This is a genomic window from Streptomyces sp. NPDC060027, from assembly GCF_042737005.1.
Lineage (GTDB): Bacteria > Actinomycetota > Actinomycetes > Streptomycetales > Streptomycetaceae > Streptomyces.
This window is the reverse complement of sequence record NZ_JBHWVI010000025.1, coordinates 20,334-39,934: the sequence shown is the minus strand read 5'-3', so window position 1 is coordinate 39,934 and position 19,601 is coordinate 20,334. Positions and strand designations below refer to the sequence as shown.

Here is a 19,601-nt window from a genome sequence, read left to right as displayed (position 1 = left end):
GTCCCGTGCAGTTCCGTCAACAGGCCCTCGCCAAGCTGCGGTCGCCCGAAGAGCTCGACCTTCCGGTGCGCTTCGCCCGCCCCCAGGGCTGGCTCGTGCTGTCCGTGACGATCGTCGCCATGGCCGCCGCGTCCGTGTGGGCCGTGACCGGCACCGTCGCCTCCACCGTCGGCGCGCCCGCCGTCCTCACCCATGGGGAGGGCAGCTACATCCTGCAGAGCCCTGTCGCCGGCCAGGTCACCGCGGTCCTCGCCGAGGAGGGCGAACGGCTCCCCGCGAACGCCCCCGTACTGAAGGTGCGTACGGCACAAGGGGAGACCGCGGTCGTCCGTACGGTCGCCGCGGGCCGCGTCACCACGCTAGCCGCCACCATCGGCGCCATCATCTCGACCGGCGCGAACGTCGCGGCCGTGGAGAAGGTCGCCCACCCCGACGACCCGCTGTACGCGACGGTGTACGTCTCCGCGGGAAGTGCCGCCACGATTCCCGCGGACGCCGCCGTCGACCTCACCGTCCAGTCGGTGCCGGCCCCCCGGTTCGGAGTGCTGCGCGGCCATGTGAGGACGGTGGGCCGGAGCGTGCAGAGCCGGCAGCAGATCGCCTCCTACCTGGGCGACGACCAGTTGGGCGAGCAGTTCACGGACAAGGGCAGGCCGGTGGCCGTCCTGGTCCGGCTCGACCGTTCGTCCACCACCAAGAGCGGCCTGAAGTGGTCGTCGGCCGGCGGGCCGCCCTACGCGATCACCTCCATGACCCTGGCCACGGCCTCGATCCGGCTGGCCGACCAGCGCCCCGTCGATTGGCTCCTGCCGTGACCACCGCACCGGACACCCGGCACAGACGGCGCGCCGCCCCGCCCCGGCGCGGTGTTCCCAAGGGCCGGGGCAAGAACGTCCGCACCCCCGGCGTGCTCCAGATGGAGGCCGTGGAGTGCGGTGCGGCTTCCCTCGCCATGGTGCTCGGCCACTACGGCCGGCACATCCCGCTCGAAGAGCTGCGCATCGCCTGCGGTGTCTCACGGGACGGTTCACGCGCCAGCAACCTGCTGAAGGCGGCGCGTAGTTACGGCCTGACCGCCAAGGGCATGCAGATGGACACGGCCGCGCTCGCCGAGGTGCGGGCGCCCGCGATCCTGTTCTGGGAGTTCAACCACTACGTCGTGTACGAAGGCATGGGCCGCCGCTTCGGGCGCCGGGGCGTGCACATCAACGACCCCGGCAAGGGCCGCCGTTTCCTGCCGATGGAGGACTTCGACACCAGCTTCACCGGAGTGGTCCTGGTCATGGAGCCGGGTCCCGACTTCCGCAAGGGGGGCCGCAGACCGGGGGTACTGGGGGCCATGCCGGCCCGGCTGCGCGGCACTTCGGGCACGATGCCCGCCGCGGTGCTGGCGAGTCTGCTCCTGGTGGCGGTCGGCGCGGCGGTGCCCGCGCTCAGCCGGACGTTCATCGACCAGTATCTGATTGGCGGTCAGAGTTCGCTGCTCGGCGTCCTGTTCGCGTCGATGGGCGCCTCCGTGCTGCTGACGGTGGCGCTGACCTGGTTGCAGCAGGCGAATCTGCTGCGTGGCCGTCTCATCTCCTCGACGCTCTCCAGCGCCCGCTTCCTGCGCCATCTGCTGAGGCTGCCGGTCACCTTCTTCTCCCAGCGCAGCCCGGCCGACCTGGTGCAGCGGCTCCAGTCGAACGACGCGGTGGCCGAGACCCTGGCCCGCGATCTCGCGGCCGCCGGTGTCGACGCGATCGTCGTCGTCCTGTACGCCGTGCTGCTGTACACGTACGACCCGCAGCTGACGGCCGTCGGCATCGGTGTCGCGCTGCTCAACGTGGTGGCGATGCGGGTGGTGATCCGGCTGCGCGCGACCCGCACCGCCAAGCTCCGGGCGGACACCGCCCGGCTGACCAACACGGCGTACACCGGGCTCCAGTTGATCGAGACGATGAAGGCCACCGGCGGCGAGGACGGCTACTTCCGCAAGTGGGCCGGACAGCACGCCACCACGCTGGAGGAGCAGCAGCGCCTCGGGGTGCCGAGCGCCTGGCTCGGGGTCGTCGCGCCGACGCTCGCGATGCTCAACAGCGCGCTGATCCTGTGGATCGGCGGTCTGCGGGCGGTCGAGGGGCATGTCTCCGTGGGTCTGCTGGTCGCGTTCCAGGCGCTGGTGACCCGGTTCACCGCGCCGATCACCCGGCTCAACGGCGTCGCGGGCCGCATCCAGGACTTCGCCGCCGACGTGGCCCGTCTCAAGGACGTCGAGAACTTCCGCACCGACCCGCTCTACGCCCGCTCGGGCACCGGCGATTCCACCCGGCGCCTGCGTGGCCATGTCGAGCTGGAGAACATCACGTTCGGCTACAGCCCGCTCGACAAGCCCCTGCTCACCGGGTTCTCGCTGACGGTCGGCCCGGGTCAGCAGGTCGCGCTGGTCGGCGGCTCGGGCAGCGGCAAGTCGACGGTGTCCCGGCTCATTTCGGGGCTCTACGCACCGTGGGAGGGCACGATCCGCATCGACGGCCGGCGCCTGGAGGACATCCCGCGCGGCGCGCTCGCGGCATCCGTGTCCTTCGTCGACCAGGACGTCTTCCTCTTCGAGGGGACGGTCCGCGACAACGTGGCGCTGTGGGATCCGTCGGTCCCGGACGACGCGGTGGTCGCCGCCCTTCAGGACGCGGCGCTGTACGACGTCGTGACGCGCCGACCCGGCGGCATCCACAGCCGGGTCGAGCAGGACGGGCGGAACTTCTCCGGCGGCCAGCGTCAACGCCTGGAGATCGCGCGGGCGTTGGTGCGCAGGCCCAGCATCCTGGTGCTCGACGAGGTGACCAGCGCTCTGGACGCGGAGACGGAGCAGACCGTCATGGACAACCTGCGCAGGCGAGGCTGCGCCTGTGTGGTGATCGCCCACCGGCTGAGCACCGTGCGGGACAGCGACGAGATCGTCGTACTCGAGCACGGCACGATCGTGGAACGCGGGCGGCACGAGGCACTGGTGGCGGCCGGCGGTCCGTACGCCGCGCTGGTCAGGGAGCGATGAGATGACCACGGTTCACGAGGGCGTCCACGAGGGGGACGTCGTGCTCGGCGCGCTCGGCGGCATGGGCACGCCGGTCGACTGCGCGGGGCTGAGCCGCCTCGATCTGGAGGGTCCGCAGGTGCTGTGGCTGGTGGCCGCGGGCGCCATGGACCTGTTCGCGGTCGACGCCGCGCAGCAGGGTCACTGGCATCACCTCGGTCGGCTCGAAGCGGGCTCCCTGCTGCTCGGCCCGGTGCCGGGTCCCCAGCACACCCTGGTCGGGCGGCCGTTGCGCGACTGCGTCGTGCGCAGGATCGGGTTGCGGGAGCTGTACCAGTCGGCCGACACGGCGACCTGGTCGTACGACGAGTACGGCAATCCGCGGTACGTGCCGCCGACGTCGAGCCCGCTGGAGTACGCCCTCGCCCTCGGGGTCGGACGCAGCCTGTCCATCCTCTTCCAGGCCCCGATGGCGACGGAGAACGCGGCGGCGCCCACCGACGACGACGTGTTCTGGATGCAGGTCCCGCCGGGAAGTGTGCAGTACGGCTCCCTGTACGGGGCCGAGGCGGCGGCCGACCTGCTGATGGACTCCGGTGTCTGGCAGGGCATGGTCGACCACCAGTTCCGGCTGCTGTCCACCTTGGACCGGTGGATCGAGCAGGTGGAGGCCGGTCACGAGGACCGTACGGCGGCGGGCATCAAGGCCGGTGAGGCCGTTCGCGCCCAGGCCGACCGCACGCTGCTCGCCTCGATCGGCAGGTCGTCGGCCGAGCGCCCGACCGCGGCCGACGCGGACGCCTCGTACGCGGCCTGCGCGCTGGTCGCCCGCGCGGCCGGGATCACCCTCGCCGAGCAGGCGCGGAGCGGGACGGAGAGCGACCGGCTCGACCCCGTGGAGCGGATCGCGCTCGCCTCGCGCGTCCGTACCCGTGCCGTACGTCTCGACGGGCGCTGGTGGCGCGACGACATCGGGCCGCTGGTCGGCCACCGGGCGGTGTCCGGCGCACCGGTCGCGCTGTTGTGGCGGCGCGGCGGATATGTGGCCGTGCAGCCGTCGTCCGGTCGGGAGACGCCTGTCGAGAAGGCCAACGCGGCGGAGTTTGAGGCGCAGGCCGTGATGTTCTACCGTCCGCTGCCAGAGCGGAGACTGAGCCCGCTGAGGCTGCTGCGGTTCTGTCTGACGGGCACCGGCGGAGATCTGCGCAATCTCGCGATCAGCGGTCTGGTGACCGTGGCGATCGGCGCGCTGGTGCCGATCGCGACCGGCAAGGTGCTCGGCGAGTACGTGCCGAAGGCCCAGCACGGCCTCATCGTGCAGGTCTGTCTCGCGCTGATGGTCACCAGTGTCGTGTCGGCGGCGTTCATGCTGTTGCAGAACCTGAGCCTGCTGCGGATGGAGGGCCGGATCGAGGCGAGCCTCCAACCCGCCGTGTGGGACCGGCTGTTGCGGCTGCCGACGGCGTTCTTCGCCTCCCGCTCGACCGGTGAGCTGGCCGGCGCCGCGATGGGCATCAGCGCGATCCGCCGACTTCTCGCGGGTGTCGGCCCGACGCTCGCGCAGGCGGGCACGGTCGGCGCGATGAACCTGGGCCTGCTGCTCTGGTACAGCGTGCCCATGGCGCTGGCCGCGATCGGCATGCTCGTGGTCATCGCGGCGGTGTTCCTCGGTCTCGGTCTGTGGCAGGTGCGCCGGCAGCGCCATCTGGTGGTGCTGAGCAACAAGCTCAACAACCAGGCCTTCCAGACCCTGCGCGGACTGCCCAAGCTGCGGGTCGCGGCGGCCGAGAACTACGCGTACGCGGCCTGGGCGGGCGAGTTCGCCCGCAGCCGTGAACTCCAGCGGCAGGTCGGACGCATCAAGAACCTGACGACGGTGATGGGCGCGGTGTATCTGCCGCTGTGCTCCCTGCTGATGTTCATGCTGCTGGCGGGTCCGGCGCACGGCTCGCTGTCGGCCGCCGGCTTCCTCACCTTCAACACGTCGATGACGATGCTGCTGACCTCGGTCACCCAGATCACCGGCGCGTTCGTCTCGGCGGCGGCCGCGCTGCCGATGTTCGAGGAGATCAGGCCGGTGCTCGACGCGACGCCCGAGGTTCGCGTGGGGAGCACCCGTCCCGGCGTGCTGTCCGGCGGGATCGAGGCGCGGCGGCTGTCGTTCCGGTACGCCGACGACGGTCCGCTGGTCCTCGACGACGTGTCGTTCGACATCCGGCCGGGCGAGTTCGTGGCGATCGTCGGACCGAGCGGCTGCGGCAAGTCCACCCTGCTGCGGCTGCTGATCGGCTTCGACAGGCCGGTGTCGGGCAGTGTGCTCTACGACGGCCAGGATCTGGGAGCGCTCGACCAGTCCGCCGTACGCCGTCAGTGCGGGGTGGTGCTCCAGCACGCGCAGCCGTTCACCGGGTCGATCCTCGACTGTATCTGCGGCACCGAGCCGTACACGCCGGAGGAGGCGATGGCGGCGGCCGAGATGGCGGGTCTGGCCGAGGACATCAGGCGGATGCCGATGGGGCTGCACACGCTCGTGTCGGGAAGTGGCGCGATCTCGGGCGGCCAGCGCCAGCGTCTGATGATCGCCCAGGCGTTGATACGACGGCCGCGCATCCTCTTCTTCGACGAGGCGACCAGCGCTCTCGACAACGCGACGCAGCGCACGGTGATCGAGAGCACCAAGGCGCTCGACGCCACCCGGGTCGTGATCGCTCACCGGCTGTCGACGGTGCTGGACGCGGACCGTGTGATCGTGATGGAGGACGGCCGGGTCGTCCAACAGGGCCCGCCCGCACAGCTGTTGGCGGACACGGGCGGGCGGCTGCACGAGCTGGTGCGGCGGCAGCTGTGAGCGGTCAGTCCGTCTCCGGGACCGGGGCGCCGGAGGGGACACCCGCCTCGACATAGCGGCGGTAGATCTCTTTCCAGGGCGCGTTCCCTCCGGCGTGCGGGCCGCCGGACCGCTCGCCGCGTGCCGCCGCGTCGAGTGCGGTGAGGCACACCTCCCAGCCGGCGCCGTTGCGGGCGGCCGTGTTCCGCTCGTCGAGCACGTTGGTGAGCGTGAAGCGGGTACGCCCGCCGTCGAGGACTTCGAGGTCGAAGCGCAGTTCGTCGCCGCCCCACTCGAAGGAGAGGTGGCGGGGCGGGTCGACGGCGAGGACACGGCCCGTCGATTCCGGCATGTTCGGATCACCGGTGAAGGTGATCGTGCCGCCGGGGCGCAGCTCCATCTCGGCGCGGGAGGGGAACCACGCGGCCAGCTCGTCGGGGTCGGTCACGAACCGCCAGACCCGGTCGGCGGGATGGTCGTAGGTGCGGCTGAAGCGGACGGCGGGGCGGCCGTCGTCCAGGGTGAGGTACGTCCCGGTGAGGGCGGTGGGTTCGGCGGACATGGTGGCTCAGTCCTTCGGTGCGAGTGCCTTCGGTGCGGGTGCTTCGCCGAGCGGCTGCCGTCGTTCGTGCGGGAACGGCTCTTCGGGGTGGTCCGACGGCTCACCCGCCACACGGTCCGGGTCCCCGTCCAGGCGGCGGCCGAGGGCGTCCAGGCTCTCGTTCCAGAGCTTGCGGTACGGGGCGAGCCAGGCGTCGAGTGCGGCGATCGGGGCCGGGTCGAGGGCGTAGACCCGGCGTTGCGCGTCCTGTCGTACCCGGACGAGCCCCGCGTCGCGCAGCACCCGCAGATGCTTCGAGGTGCCCGGCTGACTGAGCCCGCACGCCTCGACGATCTCACCGACGGCCCGTGGCCGCTCCAGGAGCAGCGCGACGATGGCCCGCCGGTGGGGGTCGGCGAGGGCGGCCCAGAGGGAGGCGTCGGACATGGCTCTAATATGCCTCTGAAGTTATATGAACGTCAAGGAATGCGTGGGACGCACCTCACACCCGGCCACCTAGCGAAACGTTGCCGTTTCGCTCGACGGGGGCTAGCCTCGGAACGTCGATGTGTACGAAACCGTTTCGTTTACGTGCACGCAACGAGCAACTTCCCTGGAGTGCTTCTCCCATGTCCCAGACCCTGACCAAAGGCACCGGCACGGGTGCCGCGGACGTGACGTCCGCGCCTTCGTCGAAGCGGCGATGGTGGATCCTCTCGATCATCGGCATCGCGCAGCTGATGGTGGTCCTCGACGCCACCATCGTGAACATCGCCCTGCCCTCCGCCCAGGCGGACCTCGGCTTCTCCGACGGCAACCGGCAGTGGATCGTCACCGCCTACTCGCTGGCCTTCGCCTCCCTGCTGCTGCTCGGCGGGCGCATCGCCGACCTCTTCGGACGCAAGCCCGCCTTCCTGGTCGGTGTCGCGGGATTCGCCGGGGCCTCCGTCCTCGGCGGCGCCTCGACCAGCTTCGGGATGCTGGTCACCGCCCGCGCACTGCAAGGCGTGTTCGGCGCCCTCCTCGCGCCGGCCGCCCTCTCCCTGCTGAACACGACGTTCACCGACGCCAAGGAGCGCGCCAAGGCGTTCAGCGTGTACGGCGCGATCGCCGGCGCCGGTGGCGCGGTGGGCCTGCTGCTCGGCGGTGTCCTGACCGACGCCCTCGACTGGCGCTGGACGCTGTTCGTCAACCTCGTCTTCGCGGTCGTCGCCTTCGCCGGCGGCTGGGTACTGCTGAGCGGTCACCGGGACGCGGCGAACTCCAAGCTCGACCTGCCAGGCACCCTGCTGGTCTCCACCGGTCTCTTCGCCGTGGTCTTCGGCTTCTCCAACGCCGAGACGCACGACTGGAGTTCACCGGCCACCTGGGGCTTCCTCGTCGCGGGCGGAATCCTGCTGAGCGCGTTCACCTGGTGGCAGACGCGGGCGAAGCACCCGCTGCTCCCGATGCGCGTCCTGCTCGACCGCAACCGGGCCGCCTCCTTCCTCGCGGTGCTCATCACCGGCGCGGGCATGTTCGGCGTCTTCCTCTTCCTCACCTACTACCTGCAGCTGAACCTCGGCTTCAGCCCCACCAGGACGGGTGTGGCGTTCCTGCCGATGATGGCGGCCCTGATGGTCATGGCCCAGGTCTCCACCACGGTCCTGGTGCCCCGGATCGGTCCGAAGGCGGTCATCCCGGCGGGCTTCGCGGTCGCCGCGCTCGGCATGGCCTGGCTGACCGGTATCGGCGTCGACTCGTCCTTCTCGACCGACGTCCTGCCGCAGCTGCTCCTCATCGGCGCCGGACTCGGCATGGTGATGCCGCCCGCCATGTCGCTGGCCACCAGCGGGATCGCTCCCGAGGACGCGGGCGTCGCCTCCGCGACCGTCAACACCATGCAGCAGGTGGGCGGTTCGATCGGCACCGCGCTGCTGAACACGCTGGCCGCGAGCGCCGCGACCAGCTACCTCGTCGGCAAGGACCCGACGGACAAACTGGTCCGGGCCCAGTCCACGATCGAGAGCTACACCACCGCCTTCTGGTGGTCGGCCGGCTTCTTCGCCGCCGGAGCTCTCATCGCGCTCGCGCTCTACCGCCGCGGCAAGCCGGTCCAGGACCCGGACGCCGCACCGGCCGTCCACATGTGATCGTGTCCTGACCGATCACCCATCAGGCCGAGGGGCCGCCGTCCGCAGGGAGACGGCGGCCCCTCACCCGTCGCCGGTAGCGGGCGGTCGCGGCTACCCGGCGTGCCTCCTGGCGCAGTTCGTTCCCCGGCCGGGCGGGCCGGTACACGACCAGGGCCCGGCGCTCCTTCTCCAGCCGCAGTCCGGCCGCGCCGGGGTGGACCTCGCCGTCGTACGCGACGGTGTCGGCGCCGGAGACCCCGTCCAGCTCCACCCAGGGAACCCGCTCGGCGCTGTAGACCCGCGAGTGGCGCAGGGTCCCGAGGAGCGCGGAGGCGACGACCCGGGTACGGGCCAGGCGGTGGTCGCCGTCGACCAGGCGCAGATCGAGCAGCCCGTCGTCCAGGCGCGGCCGGAAGGAGGGGGCGAAGCCCTCGGGGACGTAGCGCCCATTGCCCGCGAACAGCAGCCACAGGCGGCGGGGCCGCCCGTTGATGTTCAGCTCGATCGGGCCCGCGGTGCTCAGCACCCGGACCAGAGCGACGGCCGCCGCCGGCCACTTGCCCCAGCGCTGCTCCAACTGCTCCCGGAGGCGTACGAGTTCGGGGTACAGGCCGATGCTGAAGGTGTTCACGAACGGCATGTCCTGTCCCGCGCCCGGGCGGGCCACGCCGATGTCCACCGCCACCGCCTCACCACCGGCGACCGCCACGGAGGTGTCCTCGAAGTCCGGGACGCCCACGTCCAGCGCGAAGTGGTTGAGGGTGCCGCCGGGGAACACGGCCAGCGCCAGCCCCCGTTCGGCCGCCGCGCGGGCGGCGGCGTTGACGCTGCCGTCGCCGCCGCAGACGCCCAGCGCTCCACGGATCTCCGCGGCCCGGTCGGCCGCCGCGCCGAGCAGCTCCGCGAAGTCGTCACCGGGGCCGCGCTCGATCAGCTCGGCCTCGGGCAGCAGGGCGCGCAGCCGCTCGGCGGGCGGCAGCGGTGCCGCGGGCGCACCGGCGCCGGCCCGGCTGTTGACGAAGACGACCAGCCCCTTGCCGAGCGGCAGAGCGGGTGCCTGCGCCGGCGGCCGCTCCCGTTCCGGTACGGCGGCGCGCGGCGGCGACCAGCGGCAGGTGAGTGCGGCCGCGCCCGCGCCGATGGCCACGCCGGCGAGCACGTCTCCCGGGTAGTGGACCCCGACGTACACCCGCGAGAAGGCGACGGCGGCCGCCACGGGCGCGACCACGGCGCCGTAGCGCGTGGACTCCAGCGCGACCGCGGTGGCGAAGGCCGCGGCGGAGGCGGAGTGTCCGGAGGGGAAGGACGTGGTGTGCGGCTGACGGGTCAGGTGCCGGATCGACGGGACGCCCTCCAGCAGCGGACGGGGGCGGCGGGCGCTCCACTTCACCAGCGTGTTGACGGTGAACGAGGCCAGCGCCAGTGAACCCAGGCCGCGCAGCGCCGCCCGTCGCGCCGTGTGCCCGCCGACCAGACTGATCCCGGCCGCCGTACCTAGCCACAGGCGTCCGTGATCGGCCGCGTGGCTGAGCCGCCGCAGCGCCGGATCGGCTCCGGGCACCCGCGCCCCGGCCACCCGTGTGAAGAGCCGCTGGTCCCATTCGCCGAGTGCACCCATGCTCCACGACTACGCCGTCCCGGCCGTGTCGGCATCCGGGGTGACTCGGAACGGTGAAGCGGGTGGGCCGTGCGGCGCACGGGGCGAACCGTTCACGGGGCGCGGCACGCTCCGGGGCGGGTCGGCCGTCCGGCCACCGCTCCGGCCGCACGCGCTGACGCTCAGGCCTCACGCGCCGCAGTTCCGGCCGCACGCGCTGACGCCCTGTCCGCACGCGCCGCTGTTCCGGCGGTCAGCGTGGACAGGGCGTACACGCGGAAATGCCGAGGGCCGGCCGACAGCCCCACTCCGTCCGGCCGACCCTCGGTGCGAAATCACATGGCACCTCGCGACGGGGCTCGCGCTCCCCAGCCACGCGCCCCGGTCCATGTCCACAAGGACCACGCGATCCCGGTCTCAGAACGCGAAGACGGTCATCCCGTAGGAGTTCTTCACGCACTCGTTGGCAAAGGTGTGCTCGTACGCGACACGCTTGCCCTGCCAGACGCCGGCCACCGTGACCACGACAGGGTCGTACTGCCTGGTACAGAAGACGTCGTTTCTGGCCGTCAGCCCGTCGAGGTCACCCTTGATCCCCCGGAGTTCGGCACAGGCGTCGACAGCGGCCGGGTGGGTCCCGGAGGCCGTCGGAGCGCAGTTGAGGGTGACGGCGCGTTCCGGAGTGGCGACGGCCGCGCTCTGGCCGTGGCCCGTGGTGAGCACCAGGGCAGAGGGGGCGTAGAGCCCGGACGGGGCGAGGCTGGGGGCTGCGTGGGCGGACCCCACCAGGGGGCCGCAGACGGCGGTGGCCGTCAGAGTGAGAGTCGCTGCCCAGCGCGCGGTGTTCGGCATTGTGTGCATCCTTCCGCTCGATCGAATGCGATACCGGCTCGGTCGAGTGCCGGTTCGGCGAGCGCGAGTCTGCCGAGTCCGCACAGGAAACACACATCGACCCCATGCGTTTCAGTAACTTTGAGTATTGAATCAGTGGCGTGAAGTTACAGAATTCGAACGCCTGAGGCCCGGAACTGAGCGGTTGTTGATCGTCACCGACGGCCACCTGGCCGGATTGACATGGCTCAGCAATAGGCCTGAAACATTCCGCTTCAACCCGCATGGCGCCTTGCCTTCCGCTTACGGCGGACTTCTTCCGCACCCCTTGCACATCCGCGGCACGGGAGTAATCGTCATTACATGATTACAACGGAGCAACGCGAGAAGCTGCGCGGCTGGTTCGCCGGCCGCCTGCCCGACGATCTCTTCGCGAGCCTGACGGAGGTGACGGTCGACCGAGAGGAGATCACCGTCGTCGGCCGCGTCCCCGAGCCGACACTCGCCGAAGGCGCCTCGGACGCCGAGAAGGAGGCGGCCCTCCGGGCCCGTATCCAGGAATTCCGCGAGCGCACCCGCGAGGACCGCGTAGCGGTCGCCCGCGAGGCCGAGCACCGCTTCAGCAAGAAGGTCTCCTGGGGCGTGGAGTGCGGCACCGAGCGGGCCCTGTTCACACACGTCGCCGCGCCGGTCATGACCCGGCTGCGCCAGCCCGAACGCGAGGTCCTCGACACCCTCATCGCCGCCGGGGTCGCCCGCAGCCGCAGTGACGCCCTGGCCTGGTGCGTCCGGCTGGTGCAGCGGCACACCGACGACTGGCTCGCCGAGCTGCGCGACTCGCTGGAGCATGTGCAGCGGGTCCGCTCCCAGGGCCCGGACGCCGAACCCCAGGACGCCCCGGGCGACGAGGAGTGACCCGGCCGGAACGGCCTTGACCGCCCCGCTTCCGGGTACCGCGCCACACTGGCAGCAGGTCGTGACCGGCGAGCTGCCGCTGGGCACCGGGACCGCCCTGGCCGAGGCCGTGTCCGGCCACCGCTGACGGCCGCCCATGACCGCTGCCCAGGACCACCGCCGGGGAATCGGAGCCGATCGTGCCCGACATGGACGAGGACCAGGCGCGCCGCCGCTTCCTGGCGGCGCGGGTGGCACGCCTCGCGACCGTCGACGCCGAGGGCCGCCCGCACCTGGTGCCACTGGTGTTCGCGCGGTACGGCGAGGGACTGGTCACCGCCGTCGACCACAAGCCCAAACGGTCACCGCTGCTGCGGCGGCTGCGCAACATCGCCGCTCGTCCGGCCGTCTGTCTGCTCGTGGACGCCTACGACGAGGACTGGGAGCGGCTGTGGTGGGTGCGGGCGGACGGTGACGCCCGCGTCGTCCCGCCGCCCGGGCCGCTCGATCCCGGCGAACCGGGGCTCGGCGAGGCCCCGTACGTCTACGCCGGGGCGATCGACGCGCTGCGGGACAAGTACCCGCAGTACCGGAACCGGCCACCGGACGGCCCGGTGACAGTGATCACCGTCCACCGCTGGCTCGGCTGGCAGGCCACTCCGGAGCCCTGAACGACGGCAGGGGCGGAGGGAGTTCGCCCCGTCCGCCCCTGGCCGTCCCGTACCGGGGCTCCGCCCCGGACCTCGCTCCTCAAAAGCCGGAGGGGCTGAATTTTCCTCGTCCGACGCCGGAAAGTCTCAGCCCGTCCGGCGATTGCGGACGAGGCCGTCCAGGCCGAAGCGGGGGTCCGGGCGGAGGGGCGGGACCAGCCTGGTCGCGGCTCAGTCGCGGATCGTTCGGGCGATGTCCAGGGTGAGCCGCTGCCAGGGGTCGCGCGGGTCGCGGCCGGTCAGTTCCTGGACACGCCGCAGGCGATAGCGCAGGGACTGCGGATGAAGGTGCAGCGTCCGCGCGGCGGCGTTCGCCGAGCCCGCGTCGATGTACGACGTGAGCGCCTCCAGCAGATGCCGCTGAGCGGGGTCGGTGAGCGGCCCGAGCACCAGCCGGGCGATGTGGTCCGACGCCGCGGCGGGGCGCCCGGCGAGCAGGGCGAGGACCTGCGCGTCGGCGTCCGTGAGCACGTGCCCGGACCGGTGGGCGTGGGCGGGCGCGGTGTCGAGGGCGTCGGCGGCGAGCCGGTGCGCGACGGCGACCCGGTCCAGGCTCTCGCCGGTGATGACGCACCCGCGCCAGGACCGGTCGCCCAGGACGGCGCCCACCCGCTCGGACGCCGCGAGCGGCAGCAGCAGAACGGCCCTGGACCCTCGAACGGTCGCCAGGGGCGTCGCCTCTCCCCCGGGACCGGCCAGCGTGTCCAGCAGGTCCGTCGCCGTTTCGTGCGCCAGGTCGGGCCGGTCCACGGCGATCGGCTCCGCCGCCAGCAGGCAGAAGGGATCCGGAAGCTGGATGCCCAGCCGGGCGGAGCGGTCGGTCAGCGCGCCCACCGAGGCGTGCCGACCGGCGATCAGGTCGTCGAGCAGCAGCCGCAGCGCCCGGGTCCGGTCGCCGGCCAGGTCCTCACTGGTGGCGGCGTACGCGGTGGCCATCTCCTCGGAGAGGGTGTCGAGCGTGGCGAGCAGCATGCGGGCGAGCGCGAAGGCGTCGGCGGCGGCGAGCCGGGGCGCGCGGGCGGCGACCTCGTCCGTGAGGACGGTGCCCGCGACCCGGTAGGCGCGCAGCACCGCCTGCACCGGGCGCCCGTCCGCCGCGCGGGCCGACGCGATGCCCCGGAAGCGCCGCAGATCGGCCGGCCCCAGCGTGCCGTCGGTGGCCCAGAGGTGGAGCAGCCGTTCAAGGCCCCAGGCCGCGATCGCCCGTACCTCGGGCAGCCTGCTGTCGTCGAGCGCCGCGTACACCGGGACCTGTTCGTGGACCGCCGCGACGATCGCCTCCACGACACGCGGGTCGGCGACCATTTCCTGCCGGACGCGTTCCCGGTCCTCGGACGGCTTGTTTGTCACAGGGTGATGATTCCAGCCGCACGTTGTGCGCACCACGGTGGACGGGACTTGTCACAGTCGCCAGGATCGTCGTCGTACAGCGCGGTCTCAGGGACGAGAGGCGGGACGTACGGATGGCGAAGCATTGGGCCGACTTCCAGTACGAGATCTATCTGAACGGAATGACGGGCGCCGTACCGCGGCTGCCCACGGATCTGACGCGGCTGGAGGAGCTCACCGAGCAGCGGCTCGGCCCGGGTCCGGTCGGCTATGTGGCGGGCAGCGCCGGCAACGGCAGCACGGCGCGCGCCAACCGGGCCGCCCTGGACAGGCGCAGGATCGTGCCGCGCATGCTGCGCGACGTCCATGAACGCGACCTGTCCGTCGAGGTGTTGGGGCGTCCGCTGCCCGCGCCGCTCGCGCTCGCCCCGATCGGCGTGCTGTCGATCATGCATCCGGACGCGGAGTGCGCCGCGGCACGGGCCGCCGCCGCGCAGGGCGTCCCCTACATCCTGTCCTCCGCCTCCAGTACCCCCATGGAGCAGGTCGCCGAGGCCATGGGCGACGCCGAGCGCTGGTTCCAGCTGTACTGGGCGAAGGACCGTGAGGTCACCCGGAGCTTCCTCGACCGGGCGAAGGCGGCCGGGTTCACGGCCTTGATCGTCACGCTCGACACGCCTCTGCTGGCCTGGCGCCCGCGCGATCTCGACCAGGCGTACCTGCCGTTCCTGCACGGTGTGGGCACCGCCAACTACTTCTCGGACCCGGCGTTCCGGGCGGGCCTGGCCAAGCCGGTGCACGAGGACCCGAACGCGGCCGTGATGCACTTCGTGAGCATGTTCGCGGACCCCGGCAAGACCTGGCCGGACCTGGCCTTCCTCCGGGAGAACTGGGACGGGCCGATCGTCCTCAAGGGCGTCCTGCACCCGAACGACGCCCGGCGCGCCGCCGAGGCCGGGATGGACGGCGTGGTGGTCTCCAACCACGGCGGCCGTCAGGTGGCGGGGTCGGTGGCGGCCGCCGACGCGCTGCCGCGTGTCGTGGAGGCGGTGGGCGACCGGCTCACCGTCCTCTTCGACAGCGGGATCCGCACCGGCGACGACATCTTCAAGGCGCTCGCGCTCGGCGCGCGGGCGGTGCTCGTCGGACGTCCCTACGCCTACGGGCTCGGCCTCGACGGGCAGGCGGGCGTCGAACACGTCGTCCGCTGCCTGCTCGCCGAGTTCGATCTCACCCTCGCCCTGTCCGGGCACGCCCGCCCGGACTCCCTCGGCCCCGACGACCTCATAGAGGAGACCGCATGAGCGTCACGAAGAACGTGCTGGCCGTCGTCTCTCCGCATGTGGGCGGCCGTACGGCGGGGGCCGCGCTCGCCACGCTCTTCCCCGGGCAGGTCCGTGTCACCGTCGTGGAGGCGACGGACGAGGACCCCGCCGCGCTGCGCGAGGCCCATGTCGTCGTCACGGGCCTCGGCCCGGTGACCGCCGAACACATCGCCGCCGCACCGGACCTGGAGCTGATCCAGTGCGCGAGTCACGGCTTCGACTACGTCGATCTCGACGCGGCGCGCGACCGGGGCGTGCCCGTGTGCAACATCGGTTCCAGCGGCGCCGAGAAGCAGAACGTGGCCGAGCAGACCTTCGCCCTCATGCTCGCCCTGGCCAAGCAACTGGTGCCCGCCCACACCGCGTTGACCGAAGCGGACTGGGCGCTGCCGCGGCTGCAGCAGTCCATCACCGAACTGTCCGGCAAGACGCTCGGCATCGTGGGGCTCGGCCATATCGGCGAGGAGGTCGCCCGTCGCGCGGTCGCCTTCGACATGAGCGTCGTGTACGCCGGGCCCAAGCCCGTGTCCGCCGAGACGGAGGCCCGGCTCGGCGCCCGCCATGTCGAACTCGACGAACTGCTGCGCACGTCGGACTACATCAGCCTGCACGCCCCGCTCACCGAGGCGACACGGCACCTGCTGAACGCGGAGCGGCTCGCGCTCCTCAAGCCGACCGCGTTCGTCGTCAACACCGCGCGGGGCGCCCTGATCGACCAGGACGCCCTCGCGGACGCGCTGCACGCGGGCACCCTGGCCGGAGCGGGCCTCGACGTCTTCGACCCCGAACCGCCCACCCCGGCGCTGCGGTTGCTCAAGGCGCCGAACGTGGTGCTGTCACCGCACGTCGCCGGTGTCACCCGCGAGACGCTGGTACGGATCGCGCTGGCCGCCGTCCAGAACGCCGCGGACTTCGTGGCGGGCAAGCCACCGCGGGACGTCGTCTCGTAGCCGCACGCTCGTCGTGGCGCCTCTGGCCCCGTGGTGTTCACGTCCCGTGGCGCTCCGGCCCCGTGGTGTTCACGTCCCGTGGCGCGGACGTCCGTGGCGCTACGAGCCGAGCCCGCCGACGATCTCGCCGATACCGGTGACTCCGACGGCTTCGGGGAGGCCGGTGGCGTCGGGGAGCGGCAGCGGCAGGACGGGCCGGGGGCCGGGATCGGCGCGGTGGCCGTCGCCGACGGCCACCGCCCTCGGCTGTGCCCGATAGGTGCCCGCCGACGTGGCCGCCGGGTCCGCCGGCACGCCGGCCCGTGGTTCCTCCACGGGCTCGCTCGGCGAGGCGGGTGTGCCGTCGGCGGACGAGGGTTCGCCCGTGGGCCGGGGCGAGGCGGGCGACGTACCCGCGATCGACAGCGAATCGGGGCGGGTCGACGAACCGTCGGTCCGCCACCGCTGCGTGTCGGAGCCGTCGCGGACCTTGACCACGACATCGGTGCCGGGGTCCGTGGACGCGGGCGTCACGGCCAGCCCGTCGTCCCGGTGGAGCAGCAACTCGCCCTGGCGGGTGAGGTCGTAGCGCATGTCCTGACCCTGTTTCGTGTCCTCGGCCACGCAGGGGCTGAGGAAGAGGACACCGTTGTCGGCGCCCGAGTCGAGGCACAGTCCGGGATCGGCGACGCTGCGCAGCAGTCCGTCGCTCTCGTACGACCACTGCTGGGTCCAGGCGGACGAGCACACCGCCAGCCTGGCCTCGGCGCCCTCCCCCAGCTTTGCGCCCCGGATATCGAGGCACAGGTCGGCTCCCAGGTTGCGCAGCCGGGTCCGTGCGGCGTTCGCGGGGAGCGCGGCCGAGTCGGGCGGAGCCGATACGGCGGGCGGGCTCTGCGCGCCGGAATCGGGGTCGGGCGCCAGCGTGTGGTTGCTGCTCGCGCCGGTGGTGGTCGCGGGATCGGCGCCGCCCTCCTCGTTCGGCCACAGGCTGACCGCGAGGACGGTAGCCAGCAGGGCGGCCGAGAGGCCGGCTCCGGTGAGCAGCGCCTGCTGGGGCCGGTCACCGGACCCGGCGGCGCGGCGTCCGGTCGAGGAGAGCTGGGACAGCAGCCGATGGCGTCCGCCCGTCCCGCGGTGCCCGGCGTTCGCGGATCGTCCGCCGTCCGCGGGGATGCCGGACGCTCCGGAGCGCGCGCTCTTGGCGGGGCGTCCGGCGCCTCGCTGCCGTCTGCCGCCGAAGGGCGAGACGCTCCGGTGGCGCAGCGCTTGCCCCGCGCGCCCCGGGCGGGAGTCGAGATACCGCCGGGCACCCCAGCCGAGCACGGACTCGGCGATCAGAATCCCCAACTCGCCCTCAAAATGGCTGAGTTGCTCGGCGGCGTACCGACAGTAGGAGCACACCGCCAGATGCCGCTGGACATCCGGCAGCAAGGCGCCGCCGCGGCGAATCGGCACGTCGAGAAGCCTGTTGTAGAAACCACATTCCCGACTCGGCGCGAGTTCCCGATGGGCGCGAACACAGCCCTCGCGGAATTGCTCGCGGGCCTGCTCCCAGGCCGCGGCGGCGATGTCGGTGTCCATACCCGAAAGGCCGGCGGGTACGGATAGGGACTCGGCCTCCACCTCGGTGTGCCAGAGCAGACAGCGGGCGAGGCCGGGAAGAGCCAGGAATGCGCGCTCGGCGACCTGGCGGTTTTCGGCCGTCATGGACTTCGCCGCGCGCATACCGCGGCCTCCCGCGGGTTTCCTCAGGTCCGGCAGGACGCTGGATATCCGATCGTCCGCCGACCAGCTCTTGACCGTGTCCCTCACGGTCACGAGCAGCTGGGGACGCAGGGCGAGCGCCGGCTCGCCCTCCGCGAGACGGCCGAGCACATGATGGAAGGAGGCCTCCACGACCGTCGAGGCCACCTGCCCCGAGGTGGCGAGGCAGATCACCGCGTAGTCGTACGCCGGTTGCCAGTGCCGGGCCGTCAGCAGGGCGACGGGACGAGCGGTGTCGCCCTCCGTCCGGCCCCTCAGCAGCGCGGCGAGGCCCTCGTCGGATTCGCCGGGGACGCCGCCGGGCGGATAGGCGGGAAGCGGTGGGTGGGGGGTGCGCACGGGAGCGGGTTCCTTCCGAGGTGCAAGGTGGCACACAGAAAGTGCTTGCCCGTCGAAAAGGAGTCCTGATTGGTGTGGACCTTTTGACGGAGCGCCGGGGAAACGGCCGGGGGACGAAGGCCGTGCGGCGACCGTCGGTCAGGAGCCTTTTGAGCTCGTCGACAGCCGGGAATGGCGAACAGCGATTCAGACCCGGCCATTGACCAAGCGCAGGAGGCACACCCTCGCACAACACGCTCATGACCAACAAGGCGCGTGGGCGAGATCGGCCCTATTGAAAGGATGTCAAAAGCGGGGCGGCAACTCATCGGGCTCGCACCGGCTTTCGATATTCCATGCGCCCCGTGTGAACCGTGCGCACGCGCCGGGCTCTCTCGCACGCTCCCGGCGCCCAGAACCCCGTAGTCCACTGGGACCGGCCCTTCTCGGAGGCCCCGCACGGGACGGCGGCTCTCCCGCGCGAAACCGGCCGCCGACCCCGTTCATCCCGCCCTCGGTCGGCGGCCCCGAGGGGGCTTCGGTGTCCGGCGCCTGAGCGTCCGCCGCATGAGCGTCCGGCGCATGAGCGCTCGCCCGGCCGGTGGAACCGCGTGGCGAGGTGCGCGACGCGGTTCCCAGTCTCGGTCAGGGACCGCGGGTCCCGGTGGACCGCGGGTCCTGGCCTGTGCTCAGACGGTCTTCCGGCCGGTCAGGGCGAGCAGCCGCTCCAGGGGCGTGGCGTCGGGAGCGGGCTCGACCTCGGCACCGAAGGCCCCGTTGGCGCGGGCGCTCTCGGCGATCTGTCCGGCGACGGCCGCGGCGGTGGCGATCACGTCCTCGTCCGCCGTGAACGACTGGCCGGTGGCGGTGGCCAGGTCCCAGCCGTGCACGGTCAGCTCCATGATGGTGATCATCCCGGCGACCGGCGCGGGACGGACGCTTCCGGCGAAGGACGTCTCTCCCTCCCAGGCGCCCGGCTCGGACCAGGCGGCGGCGAGCTTGTCGACGAGCGGAGGGAAGACCACCCAGGGAGCTTCGGTCAGGGCCGTCGGGGCGTCCGCCGGCGGCGGCTCCTTCGCTGCCGCGCGGGCACCGGTGACCAGCACGCCGAGCAGATGCTCGCTGAGCCGGTGGACATCGAAGTCGGCGCAGGGGGTGGGGAATTCACGTTTGCCGGTGAGGGCGGACCGCTGTGTGTGGTCCCGCAGGTTGTGTGCCGCGCGGGCGACCTGGCCGGCGAGTTCCACGGAATCGGCGTTCATGACGGTTTCTCCTGTCCGAAGGGCGTGACCCGTCGACGCAGCGGACGGGTCACCACGTACAGACCGGGCTCGGCCGGAAAAGGAAACGGCCCTACCAGCCGCGTCTTCTCTCGCCTCCCAGGGGGCCGCGTCCGACCCGACCTG

At 72.1% G+C, this 19,601-nt stretch carries 15 protein-coding genes; 8 read left to right on the top strand and 7 right to left on the bottom strand.

Going from position 1 to position 19,601, the window contains the following annotated elements:
• The first annotated feature begins 5 nt into the window (after window positions 1-5).
• The 3 genes from ACFWBT_RS09325 to ACFWBT_RS09315 are packed head-to-tail and all read left to right on the top strand — an operon-like array spanning window position 6 to window position 5,861.
• Entirely contained in the window at window positions 6-815 is an 810-nt protein-coding gene (locus ACFWBT_RS09325) for an HlyD family efflux transporter periplasmic adaptor subunit (RefSeq protein ID WP_385697634.1), read from the top strand.
• Window positions 812-3,034, top strand: a complete 2,223-nt coding sequence (locus ACFWBT_RS09320) for an NHLP family bacteriocin export ABC transporter peptidase/permease/ATPase subunit (protein WP_385697632.1) — start codon at window positions 812-814, stop codon at window positions 3,032-3,034. Before ACFWBT_RS09325 ends, ACFWBT_RS09320 begins: the two co-directional genes overlap by 4 nt.
• A 1-nt stretch (window position 3,035) precedes the next feature.
• Entirely contained in the window at window positions 3,036-5,861 is a 2,826-nt protein-coding gene (locus ACFWBT_RS09315) for an NHLP bacteriocin export ABC transporter permease/ATPase subunit (protein ID WP_385697631.1), read from the top strand.
• A gap of 4 nt (window positions 5,862-5,865) precedes the next feature.
• Here the strand turns inward: ACFWBT_RS09315 and ACFWBT_RS09310 are convergent, their stop codons facing one another.
• A complete protein-coding gene (locus ACFWBT_RS09310) occupies window positions 5,866-6,402 on the bottom strand; it encodes an SRPBCC family protein (RefSeq protein ID WP_385697629.1) in 537 nt (178 codons plus the stop codon).
• A 6-nt stretch (window positions 6,403-6,408) separates the two neighbouring features.
• Complete coding sequence (locus ACFWBT_RS09305) at window positions 6,409-6,828, bottom strand: ArsR/SmtB family transcription factor (protein WP_385697628.1); 420 nt, start codon at window positions 6,826-6,828, stop codon at window positions 6,409-6,411.
• Between the two features lie 182 nt (window positions 6,829-7,010).
• Between ACFWBT_RS09305 and ACFWBT_RS09300 the strand changes: the two genes are divergently transcribed.
• Entirely contained in the window at window positions 7,011-8,513 is a 1,503-nt protein-coding gene (locus ACFWBT_RS09300) for an MFS transporter (RefSeq protein ID WP_385697626.1), read from the top strand.
• 22 nt (window positions 8,514-8,535) lie between these two features.
• On the opposite strand, the gene ACFWBT_RS09295 is transcribed toward ACFWBT_RS09300, so the two are convergent.
• Window positions 8,536-10,113 carry a phosphatase PAP2 family protein gene (locus ACFWBT_RS09295; protein WP_385697624.1) on the bottom strand — a complete coding sequence of 526 codons (1,578 nt, stop codon included), beginning with the start codon at window positions 10,111-10,113 and terminating at the stop codon, window positions 8,536-8,538.
• A 396-nt stretch (window positions 10,114-10,509) separates the two neighbouring features.
• Window positions 10,510-10,944, bottom strand: coding sequence for a protease inhibitor (locus ACFWBT_RS09290; RefSeq protein WP_266764374.1), 435 nt, complete (start codon window positions 10,942-10,944; stop codon window positions 10,510-10,512).
• A 342-nt stretch (window positions 10,945-11,286) separates the two neighbouring features.
• Here ACFWBT_RS09290 and ACFWBT_RS09285 point away from each other — a divergent pair, with 342 nt between their 5' ends.
• Entirely contained in the window at window positions 11,287-11,838 is a 552-nt protein-coding gene (locus ACFWBT_RS09285; RefSeq protein ID WP_385697623.1) for a hypothetical protein, read from the top strand.
• A gap of 188 nt (window positions 11,839-12,026) precedes the next feature.
• On the top strand, window positions 12,027-12,488 hold the full coding sequence (locus tag ACFWBT_RS09280; RefSeq protein ID WP_385697621.1) for a TIGR03668 family PPOX class F420-dependent oxidoreductase: 462 nt from the start codon (window positions 12,027-12,029) through the stop codon (window positions 12,486-12,488).
• A 210-nt stretch (window positions 12,489-12,698) separates the two neighbouring features.
• Here the strand turns inward: ACFWBT_RS09280 and ACFWBT_RS09275 are convergent, their stop codons facing one another.
• Window positions 12,699-13,877: a PucR family transcriptional regulator gene (locus ACFWBT_RS09275; protein ID WP_385697620.1), complete on the bottom strand. Its 1,179-nt coding sequence runs from the start codon at window positions 13,875-13,877 to the stop codon at window positions 12,699-12,701.
• 113 nt (window positions 13,878-13,990) lie between these two features.
• Here ACFWBT_RS09275 and ACFWBT_RS09270 point away from each other — a divergent pair, with 113 nt between their 5' ends.
• Together ACFWBT_RS09270 and ACFWBT_RS09265 are read left to right on the top strand one after the other, a co-directional pair.
• A complete protein-coding gene (locus ACFWBT_RS09270) occupies window positions 13,991-15,160 on the top strand; it encodes a lactate 2-monooxygenase (RefSeq protein ID WP_385697618.1) in 1,170 nt (389 codons plus the stop codon).
• Window positions 15,157-16,131 (top strand): 2-hydroxyacid dehydrogenase, encoded by a 975-nt coding sequence (locus tag ACFWBT_RS09265; protein WP_385697616.1) that lies wholly within the window; start codon window positions 15,157-15,159, stop codon window positions 16,129-16,131. The genes ACFWBT_RS09270 and ACFWBT_RS09265 overlap by 4 nt, the downstream gene beginning before the upstream one ends.
• A 99-nt stretch (window positions 16,132-16,230) precedes the next feature.
• On the opposite strand, the gene ACFWBT_RS09260 is transcribed toward ACFWBT_RS09265, so the two are convergent.
• A complete protein-coding gene (locus ACFWBT_RS09260) occupies window positions 16,231-18,216 on the bottom strand; it encodes an RICIN domain-containing protein (RefSeq protein ID WP_385697615.1) in 1,986 nt (661 codons plus the stop codon).
• Window positions 18,217-18,884: 668 nt separating this feature from the next.
• On the bottom strand, window positions 18,885-19,457 hold the full coding sequence (locus ACFWBT_RS09255; RefSeq protein ID WP_385697614.1) for a TIGR03086 family metal-binding protein: 573 nt from the start codon (window positions 19,455-19,457) through the stop codon (window positions 18,885-18,887).
• Between the last annotated feature and the right edge of the window lie 144 nt (window positions 19,458-19,601).